Below are 24244 nucleotides of genomic sequence, written 5' to 3'. Positions count from 1 at the left end.
GGGATACCCCCTCTGACCTGCTACGCAGCGCTCGGATCGGCCTCGGTCGACTCGGGCGCTGCTTCGTTTTCCGGCTCTTGCGTGAGCGATGCGTGAGCGGATGCGCCTGTGTCCTGCGGATCGGCCGGGACCGAGGCGGACGGTTCGGCAGCTGCCGGACGAGACCGGGGGATCAGCTTCGCCGCCTTCTCGGCGATCTCACGGTCCAGCTCGGGGAGCAGGCTCGTGTAGGTGTCCGAGGTCAGCGTGATGGTGGAGTGCCGGAGCGTCTCCTTCACCGTGTGGATGTCGCCGCCTCCTCCGTGCGTGAGCGTCGCGGCCACGTGACGCAGGTCCCGCAGGGTGATGGGCGGCAGGTCGGTCGTGGCGAGGATGCGGCGGAAGGTCTCCGAGACCGTCTCCGGGTGGAGCCAGGAGCCGTCCTCCTTGGTGAAGACCTTGCCCGTGTCCTGCCAGGCGCTGCCCCAGGCCGCGCGTTCTTTGTCCTGACGGGCCTTGTGTTCGCGCAGCACGGCGATGTTCATGCTGTCGAGCGCGATGGTGTTGGCGCTGCCGTCAGTTTTCGGCTCGGACTCGTAGGGGTCCCAGCCGTCGACCACGATTTCCTTGGCGGGGGTGATGAGGCCGGCGCCGAGATCGACCTCGTGCCAGTCCTGGCCGACCGCCTCGCCGCGGCGGAGGCCGCGGGTGCCCATCAGGTGGAAAGCCGCGTACAGACGGTCGCTCTCGGCGGCATCGAGGAAGACGCCGAACTGCTGCGGGGTCCACACCATGACCGGGCCAGGGATTTCACCCGTCTCCCGCCAGCGCCGTACCCGTTCATCGGTCCAGAGGAGCGGCTTAGGGCGCCGGCCGGACTCAAGTTCGACGTGGGAGGCCGGGTTGAAGGTGATGAGCTGCTGGGCGATCGCGGAGTTCAGGGCCGCGCGCAGGGTGCGGCGGATCGCCTGCCGGGTGGCTGGGCCAGTGACCTTCCGGAAAGGCTTCATCTCCGCCAGCTTGGCCCGCTCGACCGCGAGGAGCCTCCGCTCGGCACCCACGGGGCGGCCGGGCTTGCTCGGCTTACAGCGGGCGATCTGCTCGCGGCGGGCCTCGTTCTCGGCCGCGATCACCTCGTTCTCGTCGGCGATCGCGTCGAACATCTCGACGAGATGGCCGACGTTGAGTCGGTCGAGGCGTACATGGCCGATGCGCGGCTTCAGGTGGACGCGGATGTGGGAGGCGTAGCCGTTGAGCGTGGTCTTGCGGCGCTTCTTCGCAGCGAACCACTGGTCCAGCCACTCGCCGACGGTGAGGCTGCCACGGAGGGCAAGGCCCGCCCTGAGGCGGCGTCGGGTCTCCTCGATGGCCGGCAGTGGGGCCTTCTCGGCTGCGACCTCCTCCAGCATGGTGACGAGGCGCTGGAGGCTGTCGGGGTCGTCCTTGTCCGCCAGGGCGAGCAGGGAGCGGACGTGGTCCAGGTCTGCCTGAGCGTCCTTCAGGGACTCATAGCCGGCGCGGCTGAAGGAGCGGCGGGTGCCGTCCTCGCGGGGTGGCAGCTCCTGGCGTATGGAGTAGTAACCGTGCTTGCGGCTCTTGCGCTTGGGGCAGGCGGAGCCGAGTTCCTTGCCGGTCTTCGGGTTACGGCAGGAGCAGCGGCGGTAGGTGGAGCCCTTCAAAGGCGTTCCTCCGGGGTGGTTTCGGTATCGGGCTCGGGCGGGTCGACGTCACCCAGCGCGGGTGGCAGGTCGGGTGGGGTGGCTCCCTCCTCGCGGAGGTCGCGGCGGAGGTGACGGAGTCTGTACTTGGCGGAGATGGCCTGGTCGGCGTACTTGCCCCGCTGGCGCTCGGCCTCTTCCTTCTCGGCGCGGCTGGTGGCTGTCTTGGCCGCGAACCGCGCCCGTTCTTCCTCTTCGATCGCGGCGAGAGCGGTGCGGACGAGGCTGGCGTGAAGCTCGAAGTCGGGGACCAGGCCCGCGTCGTGGCCGGGCACGTCCTCCTCGCCGGTGAAGCGGCGCAGGGCGTCCCAGGTGGGCACGAGGTGCTGGAAGGGGAGTTCCTGGGTCTGTTCGACGTAGCCGACAGGGAAGATCAGGCAGACCGGGTACGTCTCCAGGGCGGCGGCCAGGGCCATGACGTCCACGAGGGGGAGGTTGGCCCGGCGGCCGGACTCCATGTTGGCGATCACGTTGCGCGGGATGGGGTGCCCGAGTTCCTCGCACCGGTCCGCCAGGTCCTGTGCGCTCCATCCCATCTCCTTCCTTCTGCGCCGGACTTCGCCGGCCACGTTGGCCTTGATCCGGTCCGCCCACTCGGGGACGTCGTCCTCGTCGCTTCCATCATGGGAGCCATGTTGTGTCATGAAGACACAGTAGCTTCGTCATCCTGGTTTGTAGACGCCTGGAGACGGATGTGATGACCGCGTTCGCCGAGGGCCGCATGGAAAGGAGTGCGCTGTATGCGCGACGACGCGACGGCCGCAGACTCGAAGGGTGTGAAGGGGATGAGCCGGGAAGAGGTACTCGCCCTTCCCGTGGCGGTTGACCTGGACACGAGCAATCGGGCGCTGGGGCTCGGCCGGAGCAAGGGGTATGAGTTGGCGAAGCGGGGCGCCTACCCGTGCAAGGTGTTGCGGCTGGGCAACGCCTACCGGGTGGTGACCGCAGATCTGTGGGAGCTGCTCGGGCTGGCGGCGTGAAGGCGGGGGAGTGTAGCAGGCGGTTCTGCGCTGAGCTGACACAGAAACGCTGGACTGTTGCCGGGGGTGGACCTACTGTCCGTGTTCCCTCGGGGAGCAGACCGCGTGTCCCGAGAAGGGACAGAGCACGTGTCCCGAGTCGGGACAGAGCGCGTGTTCCGACTCGGGACACGGCGAGCCTCCGGCGCGGCAACGCCAGAGGCTCGGGAATCCCCGTCGCCCGCATCCAACGAACGATCCGCGCCGTCGGGCCTGCATGCCCGGCGCCGCAGAAGAGGAGCCGCCCAGTGCAACCTGACAACCCCGCGCCCTATTCCGCCCCTGTACCTGCCGCTTGGCCGCCGGTCGCGGTGCCGGGCAAGCCTGACCAGGGCGACACCCAGCCCACCGCGCCGGTCGAGGCGGCCGGGACTCTGGTGCCGGCTCCGGCTCCGGCTCCGGATCCGGAGCCGACCGCCGGGTCGGCGCTGCTGGACGAACTGCGTGCGCAGATAGCGAAATTCGTGATCCTGCCCTCGCCGGAGGCGCTGGACGCGGTGACGCTGTGGGTGGCGGCGACGCATCTGCAGCCCGCTTGGCAGCACGCGCCGCGTCTGGCGGTGGTGGGGCCGGCGAAGCGGTGCGGCAAGTCGCGGCTGCTGGACGTGCTGACCGAGACGGTCCACGAGCCGATGCTCACCATCAACACCACCCCGGCTGCGGTGTTCCGGTCGATCACCGAGGAGCCGCCCACGCGCCTGGTGGACGAGGCGGACACCATCTTCGGTACGCCGAAGATGGCGGAGAAGAACGAGGAGATGCGCGGTCTGCTGAACGCCGGCCACCAGCGCAACCGCTTCGTCACGCGGGTGGTCGGCAACGACCACACCCCGCACCGGTTCGCCACCTTCGCCATGGCGGCGCTCGCGGGGATCGGTGACCTGCCCGACACGATCATGGATCGGGCTGTGGTGATCCGTATGCGCCGCCGGGCGGAGGGTGAGCGCGTCAAGCCCTTCCGCTCCCGGCGCGACATCCCCGCCCTGCACGACCTGCGCGACCGGATCGCTGCATGGGCGAGGCCGCTGCTGGACGAGGCGGCGGACCTGGAACCGGACATGCCGGTGGAGGACCGGGCCGCGGACACCTGGGAGCCGTTGGTCATCATCGCCGACCTGGCCGCCGGATCCTGGCCCCGGCGCGCCCGCCAGGCGTGTGCACGGATGGTCGCCGCCGAAGTCGAGGCAGAGGAGGACCGGCCCGGCGGAGCCCGCATCCTCGCCGACATCCGCAGGGTGTTCGCGGCCCAGCGCGAGCCCGACAGCCTCACCACGGACGAACTACTCCACCAGCTTCGCCAGGATGCCGAGAGCCCCTGGGCGGAGTGGGGACGCAACGGGCTGAACGCCAAGGACCTGGCAGCGATGCTCCGGGAGTTCGGCATCAGGCCCGGCAACGTCCGCCTCGCCGACGGAACCCAGCGCAAGGGCTACATGCGCAACAAGTTCCTCGACGCCTGGCGGCGCTACTGCCCCACCGTTCACTCAGTGAACGCCGCACCGGCCGCCCCCGCCGCAGACTGAACCCCACACCCCCGGGTCCCCGTACCTGCCGTCCCTGCCGTGATCTCGCAGGTCATACGGCATACAGGCAAGACGGCAACCGGGGCCAATACGGCAACTCGATCATGGTGATCGCTGGCTGCCGTCAGGACGCCGCCCGGATCCGTCTTGTGCCGTCCCGCGCGTCCCCGCCGTATCACCGCAGGTCAAAGCCCAGTCCGCCGGGACGGCACGACGTAACGGTGCCGTCCCGGCCCGCAGGGGATACATCGAGACGCAACCGGCCGATCGCGCGCCGCGAGGCCGCGCCCCGCACACGCCGGACGGCACGCGAACGCCGCGGGTACGGCAGATCAAGGCCCTGCCGTACCGGCCCTGACCTGCGCTTGCAACGGCCAAGACGGCAAGACGGATCACACCACCCACCCCAGGAGCACCCCGCTTGACCCTCCCCACCCCCATGAGTCGGGGGCACCGCCCCGACGAAGGACGGCTGTCGATGACCAAGCAGGACATCGAGCGATACACGCTCGGTGCGGCCGGAGTCGTCATCGTCGCCCTCACCATCAGCGGATTCTGGCTGTCGTACGCGCACCTCGCCGAGGTTGCCGGCCAACACGGGCTGCGCAGCTCTCCCACCCGCCGCTGGGCCTGGCCGGCCACTTTGGACGCCTTCATCATCGCGGGCGAACTGCTCATGCTCCGTGCGGGCCTGCGCAGGGTGACCGACAAGTGGGCCATCGCCCTCACGGCCACTGGATCGGTCGGCTCCATCGCGCTCAACGTGGCCGGGGTCAACGGCACGGGCGGTGCGAGCACCGTGCCGCTGCTCGACTACGTGGTCGCCGCCGTTCCGCCGACCGCCGCGCTGCTGGCCTTCGGCGTCCTGATGCGCCAGATCCACCAGCTCGTCGACCAGCCCGCAGGCCATCCGGATCCCTCCCCGGTTCAGGCGCCGGAACCACCGGACACCACCCTCGTCAAGGCCACCGAGCCCGTACAGCCCACCGCGCAGGCGCCCGCCGTACCTGCCCAGCCGCCGGAACCACCTTCCGAGCTTACGGAGAGCAGGCCACGCGGCGGCCGTCCGCCCAGCGCCACGCTTGAGGAACTCGTGGAGATCGGCCGGATCGCCCTCGCCGAGCACGGCACGCTCACCCGGTCCCTCCTCCGGAAAGCCGTCAAGGACAAGGGGCTGACGATCAGCAGCGAGCGGCAGACCGACGTGATGAGCGTCCTGCGGCCCGAAATCGAAGCCACCGCCGAAACCGGTCCGGACGGCAACTGACCGGAACACCTACGGGGTGACCGGAACCCTTCCGGTCACACCGGCCAGCCAGCCACGTCGCCCGCTCATCCACAACCTGTGGACCGCGCGCTGGCCACCAGTGCCGGCCAGCCCTCTCCTACGACCCGCATGCGCATTGCGCCCCCTTTCGGAGAACCGCCCGTGACGTCACCCCTGCCCCGCACCGGCCACCCTGCCGACGAGCCACTGACCCAGACGAAGTCTCCTACGCTGATGGGCCGTCTGAGGAGCGCGTTCGGACGGGGTGCCCCTGGCGGAGCCAGTAGTACCCCGAGTCCGACTCAAGGCCGCACTTCGGGGGTCTCCGCCCCGGGGGTGGCGGAGACGGCCCAGCGCCAGGGGGCGCCGGACCAGGAGGTCGTGACCGAGGGCGGCTCCGACACCGACGCACTCCACGCTGTGCAGCGCGATGTCCTCCGCCCAGCCCGCGCCAACCAGACCCTCGCCGGCGAGCCCGCCGTGCACAGCGTGCAGCCTGCCATCCGCCGCTTCACCGGCACCAAGCGCGTGGTCCGAGTCGGCCCTCTGCGCTTCACCGGCGACGAACACATTCGGCTTCAACGAGCAGCCGCCGAGCACGGCTACAAGGGCGACTCCGGCTTTGCCGCCGACATCGTCCTCGCCTTCATCGCCGGACGGTTCACCGCCAACCTGCCCCTGTCCGAGGACCGCCGCCGCACCCACCACTTCCGCGCCCAGGTGCTGCGCCAGCTCAACCGGATCGGCATCAACGTCAACCAGATCGCCCGCGCCCTCAACAGCGACCACACCCCACCCGACATCCGTCAGCGCCTGACCGAACTGCAGCAGTTGCTGGAGCTGATCGCCGAAGCTCTGCGTCAGCCAGTCGACGAGGAGCCGGAGGCAGTCGCGTGATCGCCGCCATCAAACCGGTCGGATCCAACACCCGCGGCCTGCTCGCCTATCTCTACGGCCCCGGCCGCCACGACGAACACCTCGACCCGCACATCGTGGCCGGGTTCGCCATGCTCGGGATGCCCGATCCCGGCCGCAACGAGAACGCCACCCTCACCGAACTAGCCCGGTACCTCGACGAGCCCGTGCGACTGCGCAACAGCGAGTTCGGACGGAAGGTCACCGACCGCGTCTGGCACTGCCCAGTCCGCGCCGCACCCGAGGACCGCTACCTCTCCGATGCCGAATGGGGCGAGATAGCCCAGCGCATCGTTGAGGCGGCCGGCATCGCCCCGGCGGGTGACGACCTGGCCTGCCGGTGGATCGCCGTACGCCACGCTGACGACCACATCCACATCCTCGCCACCACCGTCCGCGAAGACGGCCGCCGCCCCAAACTCCACGACAGCGGCCTGCGCGTCGGCGACGCTTGCCGCGAGATCGAGAAAAACTACGGGCTCAGGCAGTTGAAGAAGGGCGACCGCACCGGCGCCCGTCGCCCCACCCAGGCCGAGATGCACAAGGCCGAACGCCTCGGCTGGGACAAGACCAGCCCCGAATGGCTCCAGGACGGTATCCGCGCCGCCATTCCCCACGTGACCAACGCCGAGGAATTCATCGCCTACCTCGCAGCCGACGGCATCGAGGTCAAGGCCCGGCGCGGCCCGTCAGGTGACCTCCTCGGTTACGCCGTCGGCCGTCCCGGCGACCTCAACGAGAACGGCCAGCAGATCTTCCACTCCGGAGGCAAGATCGCCCCCGACCTCTCCCTGCCCAAGATCAAGGCACGCCTCGAATCCAGCCTGCCCGAAGAACACCCCACCGCCCGCCGCAACCGCCCCAGCACCCCGTGGCACCAGGCCACCGACGCACTCGACACCCTCCACACCGACCTGGTCGACGACACCAACGCCCAGGCCCACATCGCAGCCCTCGGCGAACTGATCGAAGCCACCGCCCAGAAAGCACCCGGCAACCTGCGCGCCGAACTCCAAGCCGCCTCAGCGGCGTTCGCCCGAGCCCAGCGCTCCCAGATCCGCGCCGAAGACCGCGCCGCCCGCGCCGTGCGAAGCGCGGCGCGCGACATCGTCCACACGGCCACCGGCCCTGACGGCAGCGCGCTGGCTGCCCTGCTCGCAGCCCTCGTCTGGGCCGCCGTCGTCGCTGGGCGCTGGCACGAGGCGAAGGACCATGCTCACCAGGCCGATGCCGCCCGCCAGGCCGTCCAACACCTTCAGGCAGCCGTAGACCGTGCCCTCGCTCCGACGCTCGCCGAACTCACAGCCCGACCGCCCAGGAAGGAAGCCCGTCGCGTTGTCGCGAACGACGTGCGAGCTGCTGTCCCCGACCACGCGGAACGGATCCTCGCCGACCCAGCCTGGCCGGCGCTCGCCACCGTCCTTGCCGACGCCGAAGCCCGTGGCCACCAGCCCCACCAGCTCCTTATGGAGGCCGCTGCTCAGCGCGAGCTGACCACCGCCCGGCAGCCCGCCCGCGTGCTGATCACCCGTATCCAGCACACCGGCCGCAACCCGGCACCCAACCGCCGAGCCGAAGCCGCCCGCCGCCGCTCAACCAGCGGGGCATGGCCTGCGGGAGGCGCGATCCCGGCACCGCAGCAGGCCGCCCGTGTCGCCAGTCCAGGACGGGACACCCGTCCCCGGCGTTAGTGGCTGATGCTCTCGGGGATCTTGGCTTCCTCCCTGTACGTGCATTACGCGTAGTGGGATGTTGGAGGGCCGGCGCCGGTCGGGTTGTCGTCGGCCTCAGGTGTTCCACTCGCCCTAGGAAGGGTCGACCGTGGCTTCTGATCACGACATGCTGTGGCGTCGCTGCGCGCACCTGGGTCGTGTCCTGTTGCCTGTGGTGGATGAGGAGGCGTGGCGCCAGGCCCGACGTCACGAGCGTCTGGGGGCCTGGGGCATCAACATCGCGGCAGGCGAGCGGCTGATTGAAATCTTCGCGGCCCTTGCCGCCCATGCCGTCGCGATCGACACCGCCGTGTCTGCCGCAGAGCTTGACCTCCTGCCTCTGAGTACGGTGGCTGACGCGGCGACCGGTAAATGCGACTCCGAGTTGCTCGCCGGTCTCCCGGGCACCTTCGCCGACGGCCGAGATGAACTGGCCGTCAAGGTCTTTCGGTTGTACGCCTACAGGGGCGGGCAGTACAGCCGTTGGCTCTTCCAGCTGAGCACGGAATTGCGCAGTGCACTGAGTGTCCTCGCCGAACGCTCGCGCATGCCGTTGCCCCGGTGCGGGCACGTCTTTTTCTGGGCGGCTGCAGCCGGCCTGCCCGGTGATCACGGAAACTTGACGAGCTGAGGTCACGTGGCGTCCGGGGGGCGTACTGCAGAAGACCCGCCCTGGCCACGGGGCTCGTGCCGTGGGGGAACGGCAGGCTCTCCCGAGACCAGGGCGGGGGCTCAACTGCGTCGCAGGAACCTGCTCTGGCCGCGGTGCCTGCCGGTACGTCGGGCCGAGGGCGGTCCCGCGACCGTGGCTGCGGGAGAGGGATCAGAGGAAGCCGGTTCATCCCTGCTGAGCAGCGACTCCCAGACGCGCGCTTGGAGTTCGCGGATGCAGGGCCCGCACGCGTACATGGGAGCCTGAGCGCCGGCGACGCTCGCGGGGCCGATCCACAGCACGCGTGTCCAGCGTCGGCCGCAGTAGAGCCAGCAGAACCCGTCGACCCATTCGTTGCCGTCGTCCGTGGCTGCTGGGGCGGGTAGCCCGCCCCGGGCGAATTCCGCGATCCCGGGTATCACCCTGTGCTGTAAGGCGATTTCCGTCAGCATGGTTCGTCGGTTTCCTCGATCAGGAGCCCTGGGCCACCGCGGATGCGCTCTCCTGCTTCTCGTCGTCGGAGAACAGCAGGGTGGGCTCGGCGAGGATGTCGCGGCCGGCCTCGCTCTTGTAGATCTCGTCGACGCTGCCGAACCGGGCCTGGGAGTAGTCGAGCCCCAGAAGATCGGCGGCCTGGCGGACGGACGCCTCGTCGGGCCCCTCGATCTCCAGGAACGTGGGGAGGTCGGGCCAGGTGTCGAAGTCGAAGGCGACCTCTCCCAGGCGCCACTCCTCGCGGTAGTTCTCCTGGTAGCGGACCTCGGTGAGGCCGACCCGGCGGAGGATGTCGGCCATGGCGTGCAGGTCGGCAACCTCGGTCTCGATCTCCTTGGTGCCGTCGATCGTCGTGGCGTCGGTGACCTGCTTGAGCGTGAGCGTCGAGCGGGTGCCCTCGTCCCGCAGGCGGAGCCACGCCCCGCCGTCGAGCGAGTCGTTCTCGAAGATCTTGCGGGTGAGGAGGGTGCGGGGGAGCGCCTGGACGGCGCCGAGGGCAGCCAGCTTTGCCTGCAGATCGGCGACGTCGACGGCCAGGAACTTCGCCTCGTACTCGTGCTTCATGGATCCTTCTCTCAGAGACGGTCGGTGAGGGTGGACGAACGGGCCGCCAGGAGCAGGCCCATGCGATGGATGTGGTCGTGTGGCTGGCCGATGTGAGGCCGCTCGGTGAACTCGTTCGTGCGCAAGGTGAGCAGCACGTCCCAGTCCCCGAGGAAGTGACGGTGCAGGCGCTCCGGAGAGGTGTAGTGCTCCACCAAGTGATGGCGCTTATCCACGGGCATCATGAACTCCGCACCGAACACACCGCCCGGGCGGACCAGGCGCTGCATGCGGTCGACGAACTCGGCGAGAGGGCGGTGGTGGTTGGCACTGTAGTGCCACGAGCAGCTCGTCCAGACCGCCTCGCACGGCACGTCCAGAGGTTTCCCCGCGAGGAAGTCCTCTTCGATCACCCGCACACGGTCGTGGAGTTCCTCCAGCTTGAGCCGGTCGATCAACCCCATGGCGTGCACCTGGCTGTCACCCGGGAGGCGTACCTCACCTCCGTGCACGGCGAGCGCGTCGCGTTCGATGGCCACTACGCGGTACCCGGCGGCGGCCAGGGGCAGGACGAACTTGCCGTCGCTCGCACCGACGACCGCGATGGTGGAGTCAGGAGCAACACGTTCCCGCAGGGTCGCGAGGAACTGAGGGAAGAAGGTGAGGGTGTGCTCCCACAAGCTCTGTGTCTGCATGGGAGGGCGCTCCTTGCGTATCGGTGGCGGTGATCACGCGGAGGACTTGTTCGGGGGTGAGCCCCGTGGTGTCGATGCGTCGCATCGGGAACGAGGCGTAGGCATCCGCCACTTGGTCCGTGACGGTCTCCGTCAGCGCGTCCCATCGCGATATCGGCTTGTCCCGGGCTGCGAGGCGGCGCCGGCGTTCGTCGTCAGCGCAGACGAGGTAGTACGTGACGGGAGTCGGCAGCCAGGCCGGCAGAGTGACGCCGAGCCGGGCGCCCAAGGCTCGGTGGTTGGTGAGGCACCGGGCGAAATAGCTCTCCACGACAACCGGAACGCCGTTTCTGAGGTGCCGCTGGATCTCTTCGGCTGCTGTGAACAGTGCGGAGAGGTAGAGGCACATCCGAGCCTCGACGTTCGTCCGCCTGTCCACCTCGCGCCTGAGGGGCTGGTAGAAGGCTGGCACGGTGGGCACAAGGACGGCTTGACGGGCAACGGCGAGCATCGGAGCGATCGTCGACTTCCCAGTGCCCCGTAAGCCTTCCAGGCTCTCGAATCTCGGCTGGTCAGGCACGGGCGTACACCACGTCCGGTACGGAGAGCGTGAGCTCATCGGTGGCGGAGGGCCTGTGGACGATGCGGTTCGCGGCCTTCTCGTACCAGAACGCGTGGGAGTCCTTGCCCACTGCCTTGCACGACATGGTGAGCGCACCGCGCGGGTCGGCCTCGATCCGCTCGATCTCGCGGGGCCCGCCGGACGGAGCGCAGACCTCTGGCGCGCCGGACTCGGAGAGGTCCTCATCGACGATCACTTCAAGCGGCAGCCTGGTCTTCGCGAGCTCTTCGCGGAGCCGGCCGTAGGCGGTCGTGTCCGTGACCAGCAGCTCGGGGTGGTCAGCGGCATTGCCTACCGGCCGTAGGTGGTGGAGCTTCAGCTGCCGGACGCCGAGCTGCCCGAGGATGCTGGTGAGAGGGAGGACCTCGCCGATGTTCTGAGAGGTCACGGTCATGGTCGCACCCGTCGGGACACCGAGGTCCCTTGCCAGGCTGAGTGAGCTGAGGGCGCTCTGGTAGCTGCCGCGCTTGCGGATGCCGTCGTTGGTCGAGCCGACACCCTCCAGGGAGACCCGGAGCAAGTCCAGGTGCGGAGCGATCTCGGTCAGGCGGCGCTCGATCCGGTATCCGTTGGTGCAGATCTCGACGCGCTGGCCCAGTTCCTGCTTGGCGTGCCGGACGACCTGCGGCAGCTCCCGGTAGACGAACGGTTCCCCGCCGAGGAGGGTGACGGCCTCCGTGCCGTACTCGTCTCGCATCAGGGAGAGAAGACTGACGGCTTCCTCGGCGGTGAAGGCGTCGGCGTACTGAAGCCGCTTGCCGTGGAAGCAGTGCAGGCACGTGAAGTTGCAGCGGTACAGCAGCTGCAGGTACAGCATCCGGATCTTCCTGATCCCGGTAACTTCCCCGATCACATGGGCTCCTTCGGCTGACTGCCTGGTGGGAACCCTGATGGTGGCGGTCTGCCAGGGGACCTCGTCACCGCGTTCGGGGACGGTCCGAGGACGTCCTGGGACGTTTTACGTGCCCGCGAAGGACTCCAGGATGCCGAGAACCCGCCTGGTGTCCGACAGGTCCGGCAGGATCTCGTGGGCGCCGGAAGCGGCCAGCTCCTCGGCACTGTGGACACCGGAGGCGACCGCAAGGATCGCAGAACCAGTGGCCAAGGCGGCTTCCACGTCGCGGGGGGTGTCTCCCACCAGGACGACGGGCACATCGGCCGGAACGCCACGGAGCTGCTGTATGCGTTCACGTGCGACCGCAACAAGTTCTGGACGGAGCTCGGCGTCCGCTCCGTAGGCGCCGGCAGGCAAATCCAACAGCGAGTCGAGGCCGAAGGCGGAAAGCTTCACCTGAGCGTTGGCGGCAATGTTGCCGGTCAGGACAGAGGAGACCCAACCACTTCGTGCGGCAGCGGCCTTCAGTACCTCGTGAACCCCTGGCAAAGCCGTCCCGCGCAGGCGCAGATCATCAAGGCGGTCATGCCCAGCTTGCGCGAGGGCGGCCTCGATGACGGACCACTTGGGTACACGTAGCCCGTCGCGAAGGAACATGTCGCGCATGATGAGTCGATCCGTGCGCCCCTCGGTACGCGCCGGCGCCGACGGTTCGCGTCCCGCGAGTGACGAGAAGGCGGCAGCGTAGATCTCCTTGCTGACCCCCGCGTTCTCGATGAGGGTGTGGTCGATGTCCCACAGGACGATGAGCTCCATGGCGCCAGGGTAGGCAGTCGGTTCGATGCTCTGCTTCCGTGACGGCGTCCCAAAACGTCCTTGCGCGATCATGCACCGGGCCGCTTCTATGGCTCCTGTGAACGACCGACTGCACTCTGTGCTTGCGCAGCGCGGCGTCTCGCCCGAATCGCTCGCGGAAGTCTGCGAGGTGGACCCCAAGACGGTGAGCCGGTGGCTGGGAGGGCGCGTTCCACACGCACGGCATCGCTTCCGCGCCGCCCGCCACCTGCGCGTGGAAGAGACCTTCCTGTGGCCGGCGCCGCCTCGACGGTCCGGCCGACCGCGTGACGGGTTAGGCGAACTGGTCGGCGCCTATCAGAACCGTGCCAGCGTGCCGCGGGACGTCTGGCTCTCGCTGCTGCGAGAGGCCCAGCACGAGATCGGCGTCCTCGTCTTCTCCGGCACGTTCTTTGCGCAGTCCAATCCGCACGTAGCCAAGATGCTCTCCGAGCGCGCGGCGGAGGGGGTCCGTGTGCGCCTGTGCTTCGGCGACCCGGACGGTCAGGCAGTCGCGATCCGAGGCCGCGAAGAGGGAATCGGCGACACCCTTGCCGCCAAGATCCGAGCATCACTGACGTACTACCGGCCCCTGCTGGGCGAAGCTGGGTGCGCCGTACGCCTCCACGACACCACGCTCTACACGTCCATGTTCCGCTACGACGACAACCTTCTGGTCAACCCCCACATCTGGGGGCAGCCGGCCAGCGCCAACCCCCTGTTCCACCTCAAGAGGACAGAGGGGACTGGGTGGTTCGACAGCTACGCTCAGAGCTTTGACGCCGTCTGGGCCGCCGCGCGGCCGTGGACACCCGACCACGAGAGGACCAGCGCCCATGGGTAGGACTGAGTACTACAACGACCCGGCCGCCCCGAAGGCAAACACCCTCATCCCGGCCAGCAACCTGCTCGTAGTCGACGACACCGGAGCCATCCTCCTCCAGCGCCGCCGCGACACCGGCCAGTGGGCGCTTCCCGGAGGCGCGCAGGACATCGGCGAGACCGCGGCAGAGTGCGCGGTACGCGAGTGCCTGGAAGAGACCGGCATCGTCGCCGAGATCACCGGCTTCCTTGGCGTCTACACCAACCCGAACCACATCGTCGCCTACAGCGACGGAGAGATCCGCCAGCAGTACGAGAACACGTACATCGGCCGCCCCATCGGCGGAACTCCCACGATCAACGACGAGGCCGACGGGGTGCGCTTCGTCCAGCCGGCCGACCTCGACCAGTACGACATCCACCCGAGCATGCGCCAGCAGATCGGGGACTACCTGGCCGGCACCTATCCCTACCTCGGCTGAGCCGCCAGCGCCGCCTCGATGCGCTGCACAGAGGAGACGATCTCCGGCGCCGCGCGGCGGATGAACCGGCCGACCACACTGTCCGCGCCATAGCGACTGATGATCTCCGCGATCCGCTCCTGCGCACTGGTCCGGCCACCGTCGGGCGTGGTCGTCATGTCGCAGTACACGAGAGCGTCCACCAGCAACGGCTCCCCCAGCAACGGAAACTCCGACGTCAACTCGTCCCGCAGCCCTCGCTCCTCGGCCTCCAGCAGGGCAAAAGAGTGGTTCGCGACGAGCCGCACCAGCCGCTCGTCGGCCCCATGCTCGTCACGGAGGAACCTTGCCCCGTCCAGCGGGTGGAACCCCGTCACGGCCAGCCGAGGTACGTACCCGACATCGTGGAGCGTGGCGGCAGCGACGAGAAGGTCGCCGTTCTTGCCAAGAAGTCGCCGGACCTCGGTCGCACGCTTGGCCACTCCTTGAGTGTGCGCCCACCTCCGTGGAAGCAGGGTGCTGAGTTCAGCTTCCGCTACCTGCGCCGCCCACATCGTGCTCACATCGGCCATGCCGAGCTTCCTGCCCTGGTGGCGTGCCAAACACACCACGTGGTTGTCCCACTGCGGTATGCACCGGGTACAAGCGGGCGCCTTCAGAGGTGGGGAAGGCGCTCTCACCCTTGGTGTCTTCCGCTCAAGTCGGGTGATCCAAAGCCCCTTCCCAACTATCGGACTCCTTCTAGACTGTGTGCCAAATCGACACAGCAGAGTGGGCATCTCGGTCAGGTGTCCTGAGGACGGGGTAGCGGGTGGGGGACATGGACGAGCGACTGCAGAACCTAGCCAAGTCATCCCCGAACTTCGGCATCCTCTACCCCCTGAAGCCGCTGTTGTCGCTCTACGGTGCGCAAGCGGAGGCTACGGTCTTCACGAACCCGAACTCTTCGCTTGTTCAGGCGGGTCAGTTCGGCGAAGTCCTCGCAGAGGAGCTGATCACCCGGATCGGCATGCGGGTGGAAGGCGACCGCCAGATCGATCGGTTGACCGCTCTGACCCGAGCCGGCGTTTTGGTGCCCGAGATCCGTCGGGACTTCGATCAGCTGCGGGTGGACCGTAACAAGGCCGCCCACGCCCATCTGTTCGACACGGCCAGGGCGCTTGAGGCAGTACGCGTCTGTTACAAGCTCGGGTTGTGGTTCCACGACGCGATCTCCGGGCGCCGCACGGTGGCAGAGTTCGTGCCGCCAACCGATCCGCAGGCCGTTGTCTCGGACCCGGAGGAGCTCGCTGAGCTCACTGAGGCGTTGGATGGCCATCGCAAGGCGCTCACCGAGGCCCGCACACGCCTCACTGAGTCAGCGAGCGAGCTGGAGGCAGAGCGGAAGGCAAGGGCCGAGGCGGAGCGCCTCATAGCCAGCGCCGGCGCGAACAACGCCGAGCTGCTGGCCCAGCTTGAGCAGCTGACTGCACAGGTCGCCGAAATGCGCGCAGCCCAGACGGCGGCCTATGAGCAGGCCCGACAGGCCCCGCGTCCGGTCGATCCTGCGGCTCGTGACGCGATCATTCACCGTGCACAGCGGAAGGCGCCGCTCAACGAGATTCAGGCCCGTGACGAGATCGACAAGCTGCTTCGAGCTGCTGGTTGGGTAGTCCAAAACCGGAGCGAGGTCAACCCGCTGGCCGGTCCTGGCGTAGCCGTGCGCGAGTTCACGCTCGCCACCGGCCGTGCCGATTACGTCCTCTACGTGGACGGGCGGATCGTAGGTGTCATCGAGGCCAAGCGCGAGGGAACCCATCTGGCCAGCGCAGTCGCCCAGAACGACCGCTATGCGGGCGGTGTTCTGAAGGAGCACCGGCTCGCAGTGTGGCGCGAGGACGAGCCCTTCGCCTTCCGATACGCGACGACGGGTACCGAGACGTACTTCATCAATCGCCTCGACCCTGACGCGCGCTCGCGCGAGGTGTTCGCGTTTCATCAGCCAGAGACCATCGCCGCCTGGATGCGGCGTGCCGAGGAGCACCCAGAGGCACCCACCTTCCGCGCCGCTCTGCGCTGCATTCCAGAGCTGCAGCGCAACGGTCTGCGGCCAGCGCAGATCGAGGCGATCAAGGGGCTGGAGAGTTCCCTCGCTCTGGACAAGCCGCGGGCTCTGATCCAGATGGCGACCGGCGCGGGGAAGACCTACACCGCCGTCTCCCAGACCTATCGGCTGCTCAAGCATGCCCGTGCTCGCCGCGTGCTTTTCCTGGTCGACCGCAACAACCTGGGCAAGCAGGCTCTGGATGAGTTCCGCAAGTTCACCACCCCGGACGACGGCCGCAAGTTCTCGGACATCTACAACGTCGAGCGCCTGGGCGCTGCGGGTCTGCAGGACAGCACCTCGGTGGTGATCTGCACCATCCAGAAGATGTACCGCCTCCTCACCGGCGAGCAACTCGTAGATGATGATCCGGCCGATGAGGCGAATGACGACACGGCGTACGAGGAGTCCTACGCTGCCGAACGCCCCGTTGAGGTGGGCTACAACCCGGCAGTGCCGCTCGAATCCTTCGACCTGATCATCGTGGATGAGTGCCATCGTTCCATCTATGGCCTGTGGCGCGGTGTCCTGGAGTATTTCGACGCTCACCTCGTCGGGCTCACCGCTACCCCGACCCTGCAGACCCTCGGCTTCTTCGGCCGCAACCTGGTCTCCGAGTACACCTATCCTCAGGCCGTCGCGGACGGCGTCAACGTCGACTTCGATGTCGTCCGCCTGCATACAGATTTGCGGGAGAACGGCGGCGCGACGATAGAAGAGGGGACTACGGTCAAGATCCGCGACCGGAAGACTCGCTACCAGCGCTACGAGCAGCTGGCAGACGACTTCACCTACACCACCCGTCAGATCGGACGCTCGGTGGTGGCTGTCGACGAGATCCGCGCCGTTCTCACTGCCTATCGGGACAACTGGCAGAGCTGGTTCCCGGGGCGCAAGGAAGTCCCCAAGACACTGATCTTCGCGGTTGGCGAGGACCACGCGGAGGATGTTCTTGCCCAGGCCAAGGAAGTCTTCGGACGCGGAGACGAGTTCGCCAAGAAGATCACCTACAAGAGCCGTCAAGCCGGCGACGACCCCGATGAGCTGATCCGCGCCCTACGGACATCCCCGCGTCTGAGGATTGCCGTCACTGTTGACATGATCGCCACCGGCACGGACGTTAAGGCGCTGGAGTGCGTGATCTTCCTGCGGGAAGTCCGCAGCGCGGTCCTCTTCGAGCAGATGAAGGGGCGCGGTGCCCGCACCATCGACGCCACAGAGCTGCGCGAGGTGACCCCTGGCGGAGACGAGAGGGTACGTAAAGATCGCTTCGTCCTCGTGGACGCCGTGGGTGTCACCGATTCCCCGCTCGTCGACGCACGCCCGCTCGTCCCCGCCGGAGAACGCCAGATCTCCCTTGCCAAGCTCCTCGACAAGGCGGGCACCCAATCGATCAGCGCCTCCGAGGCTGAGATTCTTGCTGGTCGCCTCGCCCGACTCAACCAGCAGCTCAATGACAGCGAGCGTGACCAGCTCACCAAGGCTGCCGGTGGCCGCACCCTCTCAGAGATCGCGAGCGCCATCGTCAAGGCCGTCGACCCCGACCGGCAAGATCAGGCAAAGGCGGAGGGGGGCGAGAAAGCGGCCCGCGCACTGGTTGTATCCGCTGTGGCTCCACTCGCCGCCAGTCCCGACCTGCGCAAGCTGATCATCGAAATCCGCCGGGACAAGGACTATGTGATGGATGAGACCACTGCGGTCTCCGTCACCGACGTTCACGCAATTCCACGAGAGGAACGGGCTCGCGAGGAGGTTGACCGCTGGAGCCGTCTGCTCAGGGAGCAGCGCGACAAGATCGCCGCGATCTCCATTGCACTCTCCAGCCCTCGCTCGGTCGGCCCCACCGAGGCGTATGGCGCACTCAAGGAGCTTGCTGACAAGATCCGACGTCCCGACTTCGCCTGGACACCGCAGGTCTTGTGGACCTACTACGAAGACCTTGGCCGTGCCAACGAGCAGCCCGGCAAGGAAGCCGGCGTGCCCGACCTCATCTCGCTCATCCGGTACGAGCTCGGCGTAGATTCGGAGCTGAAGCCGTACCGTGAGACGGTAGAAGAGCGCTTCGAGGGTTGGCTGCTCCGGCAGCGACAGGCCGGTGTGGAGTTCACGGAGGACCAGATGTGGTGGCTGGAGGCCATCCGCGACGTCGTCGCCAGCGACGTCGGCATCGCCCCGCCGGACTTCCGAGCGGAACCCTTTGTCAGCCGCGGAGGGGGCAAGGGTCTTGCTTTGGCCTTTCCTGGGCGCAATCCGCACGAATTTCTGAATGAGCTGAATCGAGAACTGGCTTGAGTGAGACGGAACTTCCTCAAGGTTGGGCTTCCGCCCGCCTCGAAGAAGTGTGTGTGCCCATCGCCAAGGTCGGACGTGACGGCTACGGACGAGATCGATTTAAGTATGTCGACATTGGGTCCATCGACAGCGGAACCAATCGGGTGCGGAATGCTGAATGGGTCGACTCCGATAGGGCTCCCTCGCGTGCACGTCAAGTCATCCGTAATGGCGATACCGTCTATTCGACCGTAAGGCCGTACCTCCGTAAGATCGCAATCATTCCGGAAGAACTCGACGGTCACGTGGCCTCAACTGGCTTCGCCGTTCTTCGTGCCCACGAGGAGATTGATTCACGCTATCTGTTTTATGTGACACTCACTGACGAGTTCGCCTCACAAATCCTGCCCAAGCAACGTGGCGTCAGCTATCCTGCAGTTCGAGAGGCGGATGTACTCGATGTCACCATCCCGATTCCTCCACCTGATGAACAGCGGCGCATTGTGGAGGCCATCGAGGATCACCTTTCTCGCCTGGATGCAGCTGATGATGCTCTGGCGCACGCTAAGTTGCTCGGGCCTCTGCAGACGCGCTCGCTCTTCACTGCGGCATCAGAGGGACGGGTTGCGCACCGCGTCTCTGAATCGGTTCCGGATTTTCGTGCGATTCGTCAGGAGATCTGGAAGAAGTTCAAGGGGAAGAAGAAATATAAAGTTCCTGCATCTCCGGACCTCTCGGTCGCTCCTGTAGTGCCTGATGGTTGGAGTGTCTTTAGCCTTGAGGAGATTACGGATCCTATTCGAATCATTCGCTATGGCATTCTGATGCCTAAGGTGAAGGAGGGAGGCACCGTCCCCTATGTTGAGGTAAAGGACCTAGCGGGATGCGTGCTACGGGGAGAGGGACTGCACCTCACTAGCAGCGAACTTGACGAACAATTCGCCGGTGCGAGAATCCAACCGGGAGATCTCGTGTTGGCAGTGCGAGGTTCTTACGACCGTTCTGCCATCGTCCCGCCGTCTATCACGTCGGCGAATGTGAGTCGTGATGTAGCGCGCATCGCTCCACTTCCTGGACTTGATGTTGAGTACTTGCAGCTCTATTTTCAGAGTAGGTTTGCTCAAGCCTACCTGAAGAACCATGCTCGCGGTGTAGCGGTAAAGGGCGTAAATATTGCTTCGATCCGCGCAATGCCGGTAGTTGTACCCCCGTCCGGATCTCAACGTGAGATCATCGAATACGTCCAACAAAAGCAGACGGTGATTGGTGCAGTAGATGATGCGGTGGAGCGAGCAATCCGTAGAAGTTCTGCCTTGCGTCGAGCTATTCTTTCGCGGGCGTTGAATGGCAAACTTGTCGCGCAAGACCCGGATGACAAGCCTGCATCCCTGGTGCTAGAACGCATTCGTGCTGAGAGGGGCGCGTCGGGCAAGGGTGGTCGCTCGGGACGTGCAAAGGTGTCGACGGCGTTGAATGCTTGACGTTGCTAGAATGCCGCTATCGTCAGTCCACGCAGGGCTGTAATCATGGAATCTTAATCCACTGTCCAGCAGGAGTTCCAGCTCTAATGAGCACTGTTGAATCCATCCGGGATGCATCCAGGGTAAGCGCGCAAACCAATGCGCTCGTTGCGAAGCTCTGGAACTACTGCAATGTCCTGCGGGATAACGGTCTATCAACCATTGAGTATGTTGAGCAACTTTCGTATTTGCTCTTCTTGAAGATGGCTGATGAATTGGCAGCTGATCCATTTGCTGAGGAGACGGCAGAGCCGATCGTGCCGCCCGGCTTGGACTGGCAGTCGCTGGCCTCCAAGCGTGGTGAGGAATTGGAGGCTCACTACCGTAGGGTGCTTGCAGAGCTTGGTAAGCACCCGGGCACCACACTGGGCACTGTCTTCGCCAAGGCTCAGAATCGCATCACCGAGCCCGCCCTCCTCGAAAAGCTGGTTGTCGAGTTGATCGGCAAGACGGACTGGGTCATGGAAGGCACTGACCTCAAGGGTGACGCCTACGAGGGTCTTCTTGCCAAGGGAGCCGAGGACACCAAGACAGGGGCTGGACAGTACTTCACCCCGCGCCCCCTAATCGACGCCATGGTGCAGGTGATGCGGCCTGGTCCGCGGGATACGATCACAGATCCGGCCTGCGGGACCGCAGGCTTCTTGATTGCTGCGCATAGTTATATCCGGAAGCATTATCTCAAGGGCCTCTCTAGAGAGCAGCGTCTCGCGCTCGGGCAGGGCACCATCTGGGGAAATGAACTCGTTCCTGGCACCGCACGTCTCGCCGCGATGAACATGCTGCTCCACGGCATCGGTGAGGCTGGCGGTGAGTCTCTCATCACCACGGGGGACGCGCTCGCCGATGCGCCGTCTCGGCGTGCCTCACTCGTCCTTGCTAATCCGCCCTTTGGTAAAAAGTCGGCGATCACCGTTGTAGGGACGGACGGCAAGACCGACCGAGAAGACATTAGTTACGACAGGTCCGACTTCCGGGCGACGACAACCAACAAGCAACTGAATTTCCTGCAGCACATTATGTCGCTGATGGAGATGGATGGCCGCGCGGCGGTGGTCCTGCCCGACAACGTGCTGTTCGAAGGCGGGGCCGGCGAGAAGATCCGGCGTCGCCTTCTTCAGGAGTTCAACCTCCACACGATTCTGCGCTTGCCTACTGGCATCTTCTACGCGGGCGGCGTCAAGGCGAACGTACTGTTCTTCGAGAAAAAGCCGCCACGGGCCGACGACATGCCCAATACCTCCGATGTCTGGGTGTACGACTTTCGGACCGGCATGCACTTCACGCTGAAGCAGCGACCGCTCCGCCTCGCCGATCTCGCCGACTTCATTGAGGCGTATAAGGCGGACGACCGCTCGGCGCGCAAGGAGACCGAAGATGGGCGCTTCAAGCGGTTCACGTATGAGGAGCTCATCGCCCGTGACAAGGTCAACCTTGACATCACATGGCTGAAAGACCCGGCGCTCGACGATGCGGACAGCCTGCTCCCTCCTGAGGTCATCGCCCAGGAGATCGTGGAAGATCTCCAGGCTGCTCTCACAGAGTTCGAGGCGATTGCCGAGGCACTGGGCGGTGAGGTTAAGCCTGACCTTGCCGCTGAAGAGGACGTAGCAGAGGCATGATGCCTCGGACCTTGGGAAGTTGAGGGCCCAGGTTGCGTGAGCGATGCGTGAGCGGACGGTGCGGCACGAGCCGTCACGAGCCGCACCGCGCATCACGACGCACATGCTCTGACCAGGCAGTTCCGGACACCGGAGCAGTGTCCGGAACCACCCGGCAAGCTTTGGCCAGGACTTTTAATCCATTGGTTGTGGGTTCGAGTCCCACAGGGCCTACCGAGGGCGGGGAGGGAGCGCCTCCCCCCTGCGTCACAGCGCCCGGACCGGTTTCCGCCGGTCCGGGCGCTGTGTCGTTCTCCCGGCCGCTACTTGATGTGGACGAGCCCGTCGGTGGTGACGGTGGGCCGGCCGCTCGTGCCGGCCACGACGATCCTGACGGTGTGCCTGGCGCTGCCGGACCAGGTCTTCGTCCAGATCGCCTGCCGGTAGAGGGTGGTGGAGGACTTCAGGTCGACCGTGCTGACCTTGACGCCGTCGACGTAGACGTACGCCTGGCCCGAGCTGGAGGCCCGCGATACCACCCAGGAGGCGGAACGGCCGGTGAAGGTCCAGGTGAGGGCGGCGCCCTTGCTCGCGCTGGAGTACGACTTGCCGCCCAGGTAGCTGGTGGAGGAACGGCTCGTCCAGCTGCCGGACCTCACCGCCGAGGTCTCCTGGAGGATGACCGGGGTGTAGGAGGCGGACGCGTTGCGCCAGTTGCCGGCGTAGTCGTAGGCCTGCATCGACCAGGTGGTGGCCGTGCCCGGCTTGGCGGTCCGGTTGTTGGCGGTCCAGGTCGGCGGGAAGGTGGTGGGCGTCGGGGACAGCAGCTTCACCCCGCGCAGCGCCTTGTCGTCGGTCGCCTTCCAGCCGAGGGTGACCGGGACGGCGGTGGTGGCGACCGTGCCGGTGCGCAGGGAGAGCTTCGGTGTGGTGGTGAACACCGGCGCGGTCGTCTCCGCGACGGCCTTCAGCGCGGTGGTGGTCACGGTCCTGCCGGACTGGTGCACCGCCCGCACCGCGACGGTGTGGCTGCCCAGGGGCAGGGTCGTGTTCGCGGAGGTGGCCGTACCGGAAGCGGTGACGACGGGCTTGCCGTCGACCAGCAGTTCGAAGCTCTTGATGAGCGACGCGGGCGTGGTGGCCTGCCACTTCACGCTCACGGCGCCCCTGGTGTAGTACGTCGTACCGGACAGGTTCGCGCCGCCGACCGAGGCCACCTTCAGCCCCTGCACCGGGCCGGCCGCCCAGGCACGCACGGCCGGCAGCTGGGCGTAGAGGGAGTTGCCGGGGCACTGGGTGTTGTAGCCGTCGCGGTGGCCGGAGATCCGGTTGAAGGTGTACGCGGTGCCCGCGGTGAAGCCGGTGCCGAAGTAGTTCTTCTGGCTCGCCCCGGCGCTGAGCCGCACCGTGCCGGCCGGGTCGGCGCCGTACTGGCCGAGCTTCCAGGCGGCGACGCGGGCGACGGAGGCCAGCGCGGCACCGGAGGCACCGGTGGAGGTGTACTCACCGAGCACCGCGATGCCGGCGGACTCCCGGTTCCAGCCGTAGGTGTGCGCACCGAGCACCGGCAGGTCGGTGCCGCCCTTGCGGCCCTCGAAGACGGTGCCGCACTTGTCGACCAGGAAGTTGTAGCCGATGTCGTTCCAGTGGTTGACCTGCGTGTGGTACGCGTAGATGCCCCGCACGATCGACGCGGAGTCGGCGCAGGAGTAGTCGTTGGCCCCGTCGGTGTGGTGGACGAAGACGGCCTTCACGTCGTCGTTGTACTCGGACGGGTCGGGGCTGAGCGACTCGTCGGCGCCCCAGCCGGCGCGCGAGGTCACCGGCGGCTTGGGCACCGTGGACGGCCGCGCGGGCGGCGGCGCCGTGGGCGTGGTGGCCGACGGGCCCGGGGACGCGGAGCCGGAAGGCGGCCCGGCCGGAGAGCCGGTCGGCGTGGACGGGGCCGTGGTGTCCGTGGCTGCCGGGGACGCGGGACCGGCCGGGTCGCCGGACGTGCCGGTCGGGTCGTCCGTCGGCGTCACGGCCGTGCCGTCGGTGGGTGTCGTGGAATCGGTGGGCGTGGCCGCCGGGGTGCCCTCCTCGGCGACGAAGGCCGCCGGGCCGGTCGCCTGGGTCTCCGCCTTGGTCACCACCCCCGGGTCGACCAGGTTGACCTCCAGGCCCTTGGGCAGCGTGCCGGTGGTGCCGTCCTCGTGGAGCACCTGGGCCTGGACGCCGTCGGAGGGCCCGACCCACAGCGGCTCGGACGCGCCGCGCATCCCGGCCTCCGGGTCCTCCGGCGGGTCGATGTTCACGTCGAGGTCGTGCCAGGCGCCCCACTCACCGCTCTCCAGGTCGCGGGTGCGCACCTGCGCCCGCCCGTCGAGCCCTTCGACGGGCCCCGACCAGGACACACCGACCAGCGAGAACTGCGCGGTCCCCGTGCGGGGCAGCTCCCGCTTGCCGCGCGCGGTGCCCTTCAGCGCGAGGTCGTAGACCTTCACGGGCCGCTTGGCCCGGCCTGCCGGACCGGGGTCGTCGGACGGGCTGGCGACCGCGTACGTCACCACGCCCCCGCCCCCCAGGACCACGGCACCGAGCGTCAGCCACGCCCGCCGTCTCAGGCTCAGCGGTCTGTACGCGTGCGACGAACGACGACTCATGACAAATCCCCACCCCAGAGCAAGCCGGCCGGCCAAGGCCTCAGACATCAACG

At 67.1% G+C, this 24244-nt stretch carries 20 protein-coding genes; 11 read left to right on the top strand and 9 right to left on the bottom strand.

Features of this window, described 5'->3' with window-relative positions:
• Positions 1-20: 20 nt before the first annotated feature.
• Positions 21-1658, bottom strand: a complete 1638-nt coding sequence (gene xerC / locus ACGF3H_RS10750) for a site-specific integrase (protein ID WP_365979609.1) — start codon at positions 1656-1658, stop codon at positions 21-23.
• Complete coding sequence (locus ACGF3H_RS10745; protein WP_365979610.1) at positions 1655-2341, bottom strand: helix-turn-helix transcriptional regulator; 687 nt, start codon at positions 2339-2341, stop codon at positions 1655-1657. Before ACGF3H_RS10745 ends, xerC begins: the two co-directional genes overlap by 4 nt.
• A 96-nt stretch (positions 2342-2437) precedes the next feature.
• On the opposite strand from ACGF3H_RS10745, the gene ACGF3H_RS10740 reads away from it, so the two are divergent.
• The 6 genes from ACGF3H_RS10740 (at position 2438) to ACGF3H_RS10715 (ending at position 8764) form a co-directional block, all read left to right on the top strand.
• Positions 2438-2677, top strand: coding sequence for a hypothetical protein (locus tag ACGF3H_RS10740; protein WP_360063471.1), 240 nt, complete (start codon positions 2438-2440; stop codon positions 2675-2677).
• Between the two features lie 287 nt (positions 2678-2964).
• Positions 2965-4239, top strand: a complete 1275-nt coding sequence (locus tag ACGF3H_RS10735; RefSeq protein ID WP_365979611.1) for a DUF3631 domain-containing protein — start codon at positions 2965-2967, stop codon at positions 4237-4239.
• Positions 4240-4717: 478 nt separating this feature from the next.
• On the top strand, positions 4718-5506 hold the full coding sequence (locus ACGF3H_RS10730) for a DUF2637 domain-containing protein (protein WP_365979612.1): 789 nt from the start codon (positions 4718-4720) through the stop codon (positions 5504-5506).
• 336 nt (positions 5507-5842) lie between these two features.
• A complete protein-coding gene (locus ACGF3H_RS10725) occupies positions 5843-6403 on the top strand; it encodes a MobC family plasmid mobilization relaxosome protein (RefSeq protein ID WP_365979613.1) in 561 nt (186 codons plus the stop codon).
• Positions 6400-8112 (top strand): relaxase/mobilization nuclease domain-containing protein, encoded by a 1713-nt coding sequence (locus ACGF3H_RS10720; protein ID WP_365979614.1) that lies wholly within the window; start codon positions 6400-6402, stop codon positions 8110-8112. Before ACGF3H_RS10725 ends, ACGF3H_RS10720 begins: the two co-directional genes overlap by 4 nt.
• Before the next feature lie 130 nt (positions 8113-8242).
• A complete protein-coding gene (locus ACGF3H_RS10715; protein ID WP_365979615.1) occupies positions 8243-8764 on the top strand; it encodes a hypothetical protein in 522 nt (173 codons plus the stop codon).
• Between the two features lie 492 nt (positions 8765-9256).
• Here the strand turns inward: ACGF3H_RS10715 and ACGF3H_RS10710 are convergent, their stop codons facing one another.
• The 5 genes from ACGF3H_RS10710 to ACGF3H_RS10690 form a co-directional block, all read right to left on the bottom strand.
• Positions 9257-9844, bottom strand: a complete 588-nt coding sequence (locus ACGF3H_RS10710; protein WP_365979616.1) for a class IV adenylate cyclase — start codon at positions 9842-9844, stop codon at positions 9257-9259.
• 11 nt (positions 9845-9855) lie between these two features.
• A complete protein-coding gene (locus ACGF3H_RS10705) occupies positions 9856-10518 on the bottom strand; it encodes an SAM-dependent methyltransferase (protein ID WP_365979617.1) in 663 nt (220 codons plus the stop codon).
• Positions 10436-11008 (bottom strand): hypothetical protein, encoded by a 573-nt coding sequence (locus tag ACGF3H_RS10700; RefSeq protein ID WP_365979618.1) that lies wholly within the window; start codon positions 11006-11008, stop codon positions 10436-10438. The genes ACGF3H_RS10705 and ACGF3H_RS10700 overlap by 83 nt, the downstream gene beginning before the upstream one ends.
• Before the next feature lie 61 nt (positions 11009-11069).
• Positions 11070-11972 (bottom strand): radical SAM protein, encoded by a 903-nt coding sequence (locus tag ACGF3H_RS10695; protein WP_365979619.1) that lies wholly within the window; start codon positions 11970-11972, stop codon positions 11070-11072.
• A gap of 105 nt (positions 11973-12077) precedes the next feature.
• Positions 12078-12770, bottom strand: a complete 693-nt coding sequence (locus ACGF3H_RS10690; RefSeq protein WP_365979620.1) for a haloacid dehalogenase-like hydrolase — start codon at positions 12768-12770, stop codon at positions 12078-12080.
• 97 nt (positions 12771-12867) lie between these two features.
• Here ACGF3H_RS10690 and ACGF3H_RS10685 point away from each other — a divergent pair, with 97 nt between their 5' ends.
• Together ACGF3H_RS10685 and ACGF3H_RS10680 are read left to right on the top strand one after the other, a co-directional pair.
• Complete coding sequence (locus ACGF3H_RS10685; protein ID WP_365979621.1) at positions 12868-13632, top strand: helix-turn-helix transcriptional regulator; 765 nt, start codon at positions 12868-12870, stop codon at positions 13630-13632.
• Positions 13625-14092, top strand: coding sequence for an NUDIX domain-containing protein (locus ACGF3H_RS10680; protein ID WP_365979622.1), 468 nt, complete (start codon positions 13625-13627; stop codon positions 14090-14092). The genes ACGF3H_RS10685 and ACGF3H_RS10680 overlap by 8 nt, the downstream gene beginning before the upstream one ends.
• Here the strand turns inward: ACGF3H_RS10680 and ACGF3H_RS10675 are convergent.
• Complete coding sequence (locus ACGF3H_RS10675) at positions 14080-14643, bottom strand: HD domain-containing protein (protein WP_365979623.1); 564 nt, start codon at positions 14641-14643, stop codon at positions 14080-14082. The two genes, ACGF3H_RS10680 and ACGF3H_RS10675, sit on opposite strands and share 13 nt — an antisense overlap.
• A gap of 248 nt (positions 14644-14891) precedes the next feature.
• On the opposite strand from ACGF3H_RS10675, the gene ACGF3H_RS10670 reads away from it, so the two are divergent.
• The 3 genes from ACGF3H_RS10670 (at position 14892) to ACGF3H_RS10660 (ending at position 21567) form a co-directional block, all read left to right on the top strand.
• Positions 14892-18446, top strand: coding sequence for a DEAD/DEAH box helicase family protein (locus ACGF3H_RS10670; protein ID WP_365979624.1), 3555 nt, complete (start codon positions 14892-14894; stop codon positions 18444-18446).
• Positions 18447-18499: 53 nt separating this feature from the next.
• Positions 18500-19906 (top strand): restriction endonuclease subunit S, encoded by a 1407-nt coding sequence (locus ACGF3H_RS10665; RefSeq protein WP_365979625.1) that lies wholly within the window; start codon positions 18500-18502, stop codon positions 19904-19906.
• Positions 19907-19992: 86 nt separating this feature from the next.
• Positions 19993-21567, top strand: coding sequence for a class I SAM-dependent DNA methyltransferase (locus ACGF3H_RS10660; protein WP_365979626.1), 1575 nt, complete (start codon positions 19993-19995; stop codon positions 21565-21567).
• A gap of 302 nt (positions 21568-21869) precedes the next feature.
• On the opposite strand, the gene ACGF3H_RS10655 is transcribed toward ACGF3H_RS10660, so the two are convergent.
• Entirely contained in the window at positions 21870-24191 is a 2322-nt protein-coding gene (locus ACGF3H_RS10655; RefSeq protein ID WP_362485909.1) for an N-acetylmuramoyl-L-alanine amidase, read from the bottom strand.
• Between the last annotated feature and the right edge of the window lie 53 nt (positions 24192-24244).

Source organism: Streptomyces sp. NPDC048185 (genome assembly GCF_043202495.1).
Lineage (GTDB): Bacteria > Actinomycetota > Actinomycetes > Streptomycetales > Streptomycetaceae > Streptomyces.
This window is presented reverse-complemented; position numbering and strand designations above follow the sequence as displayed.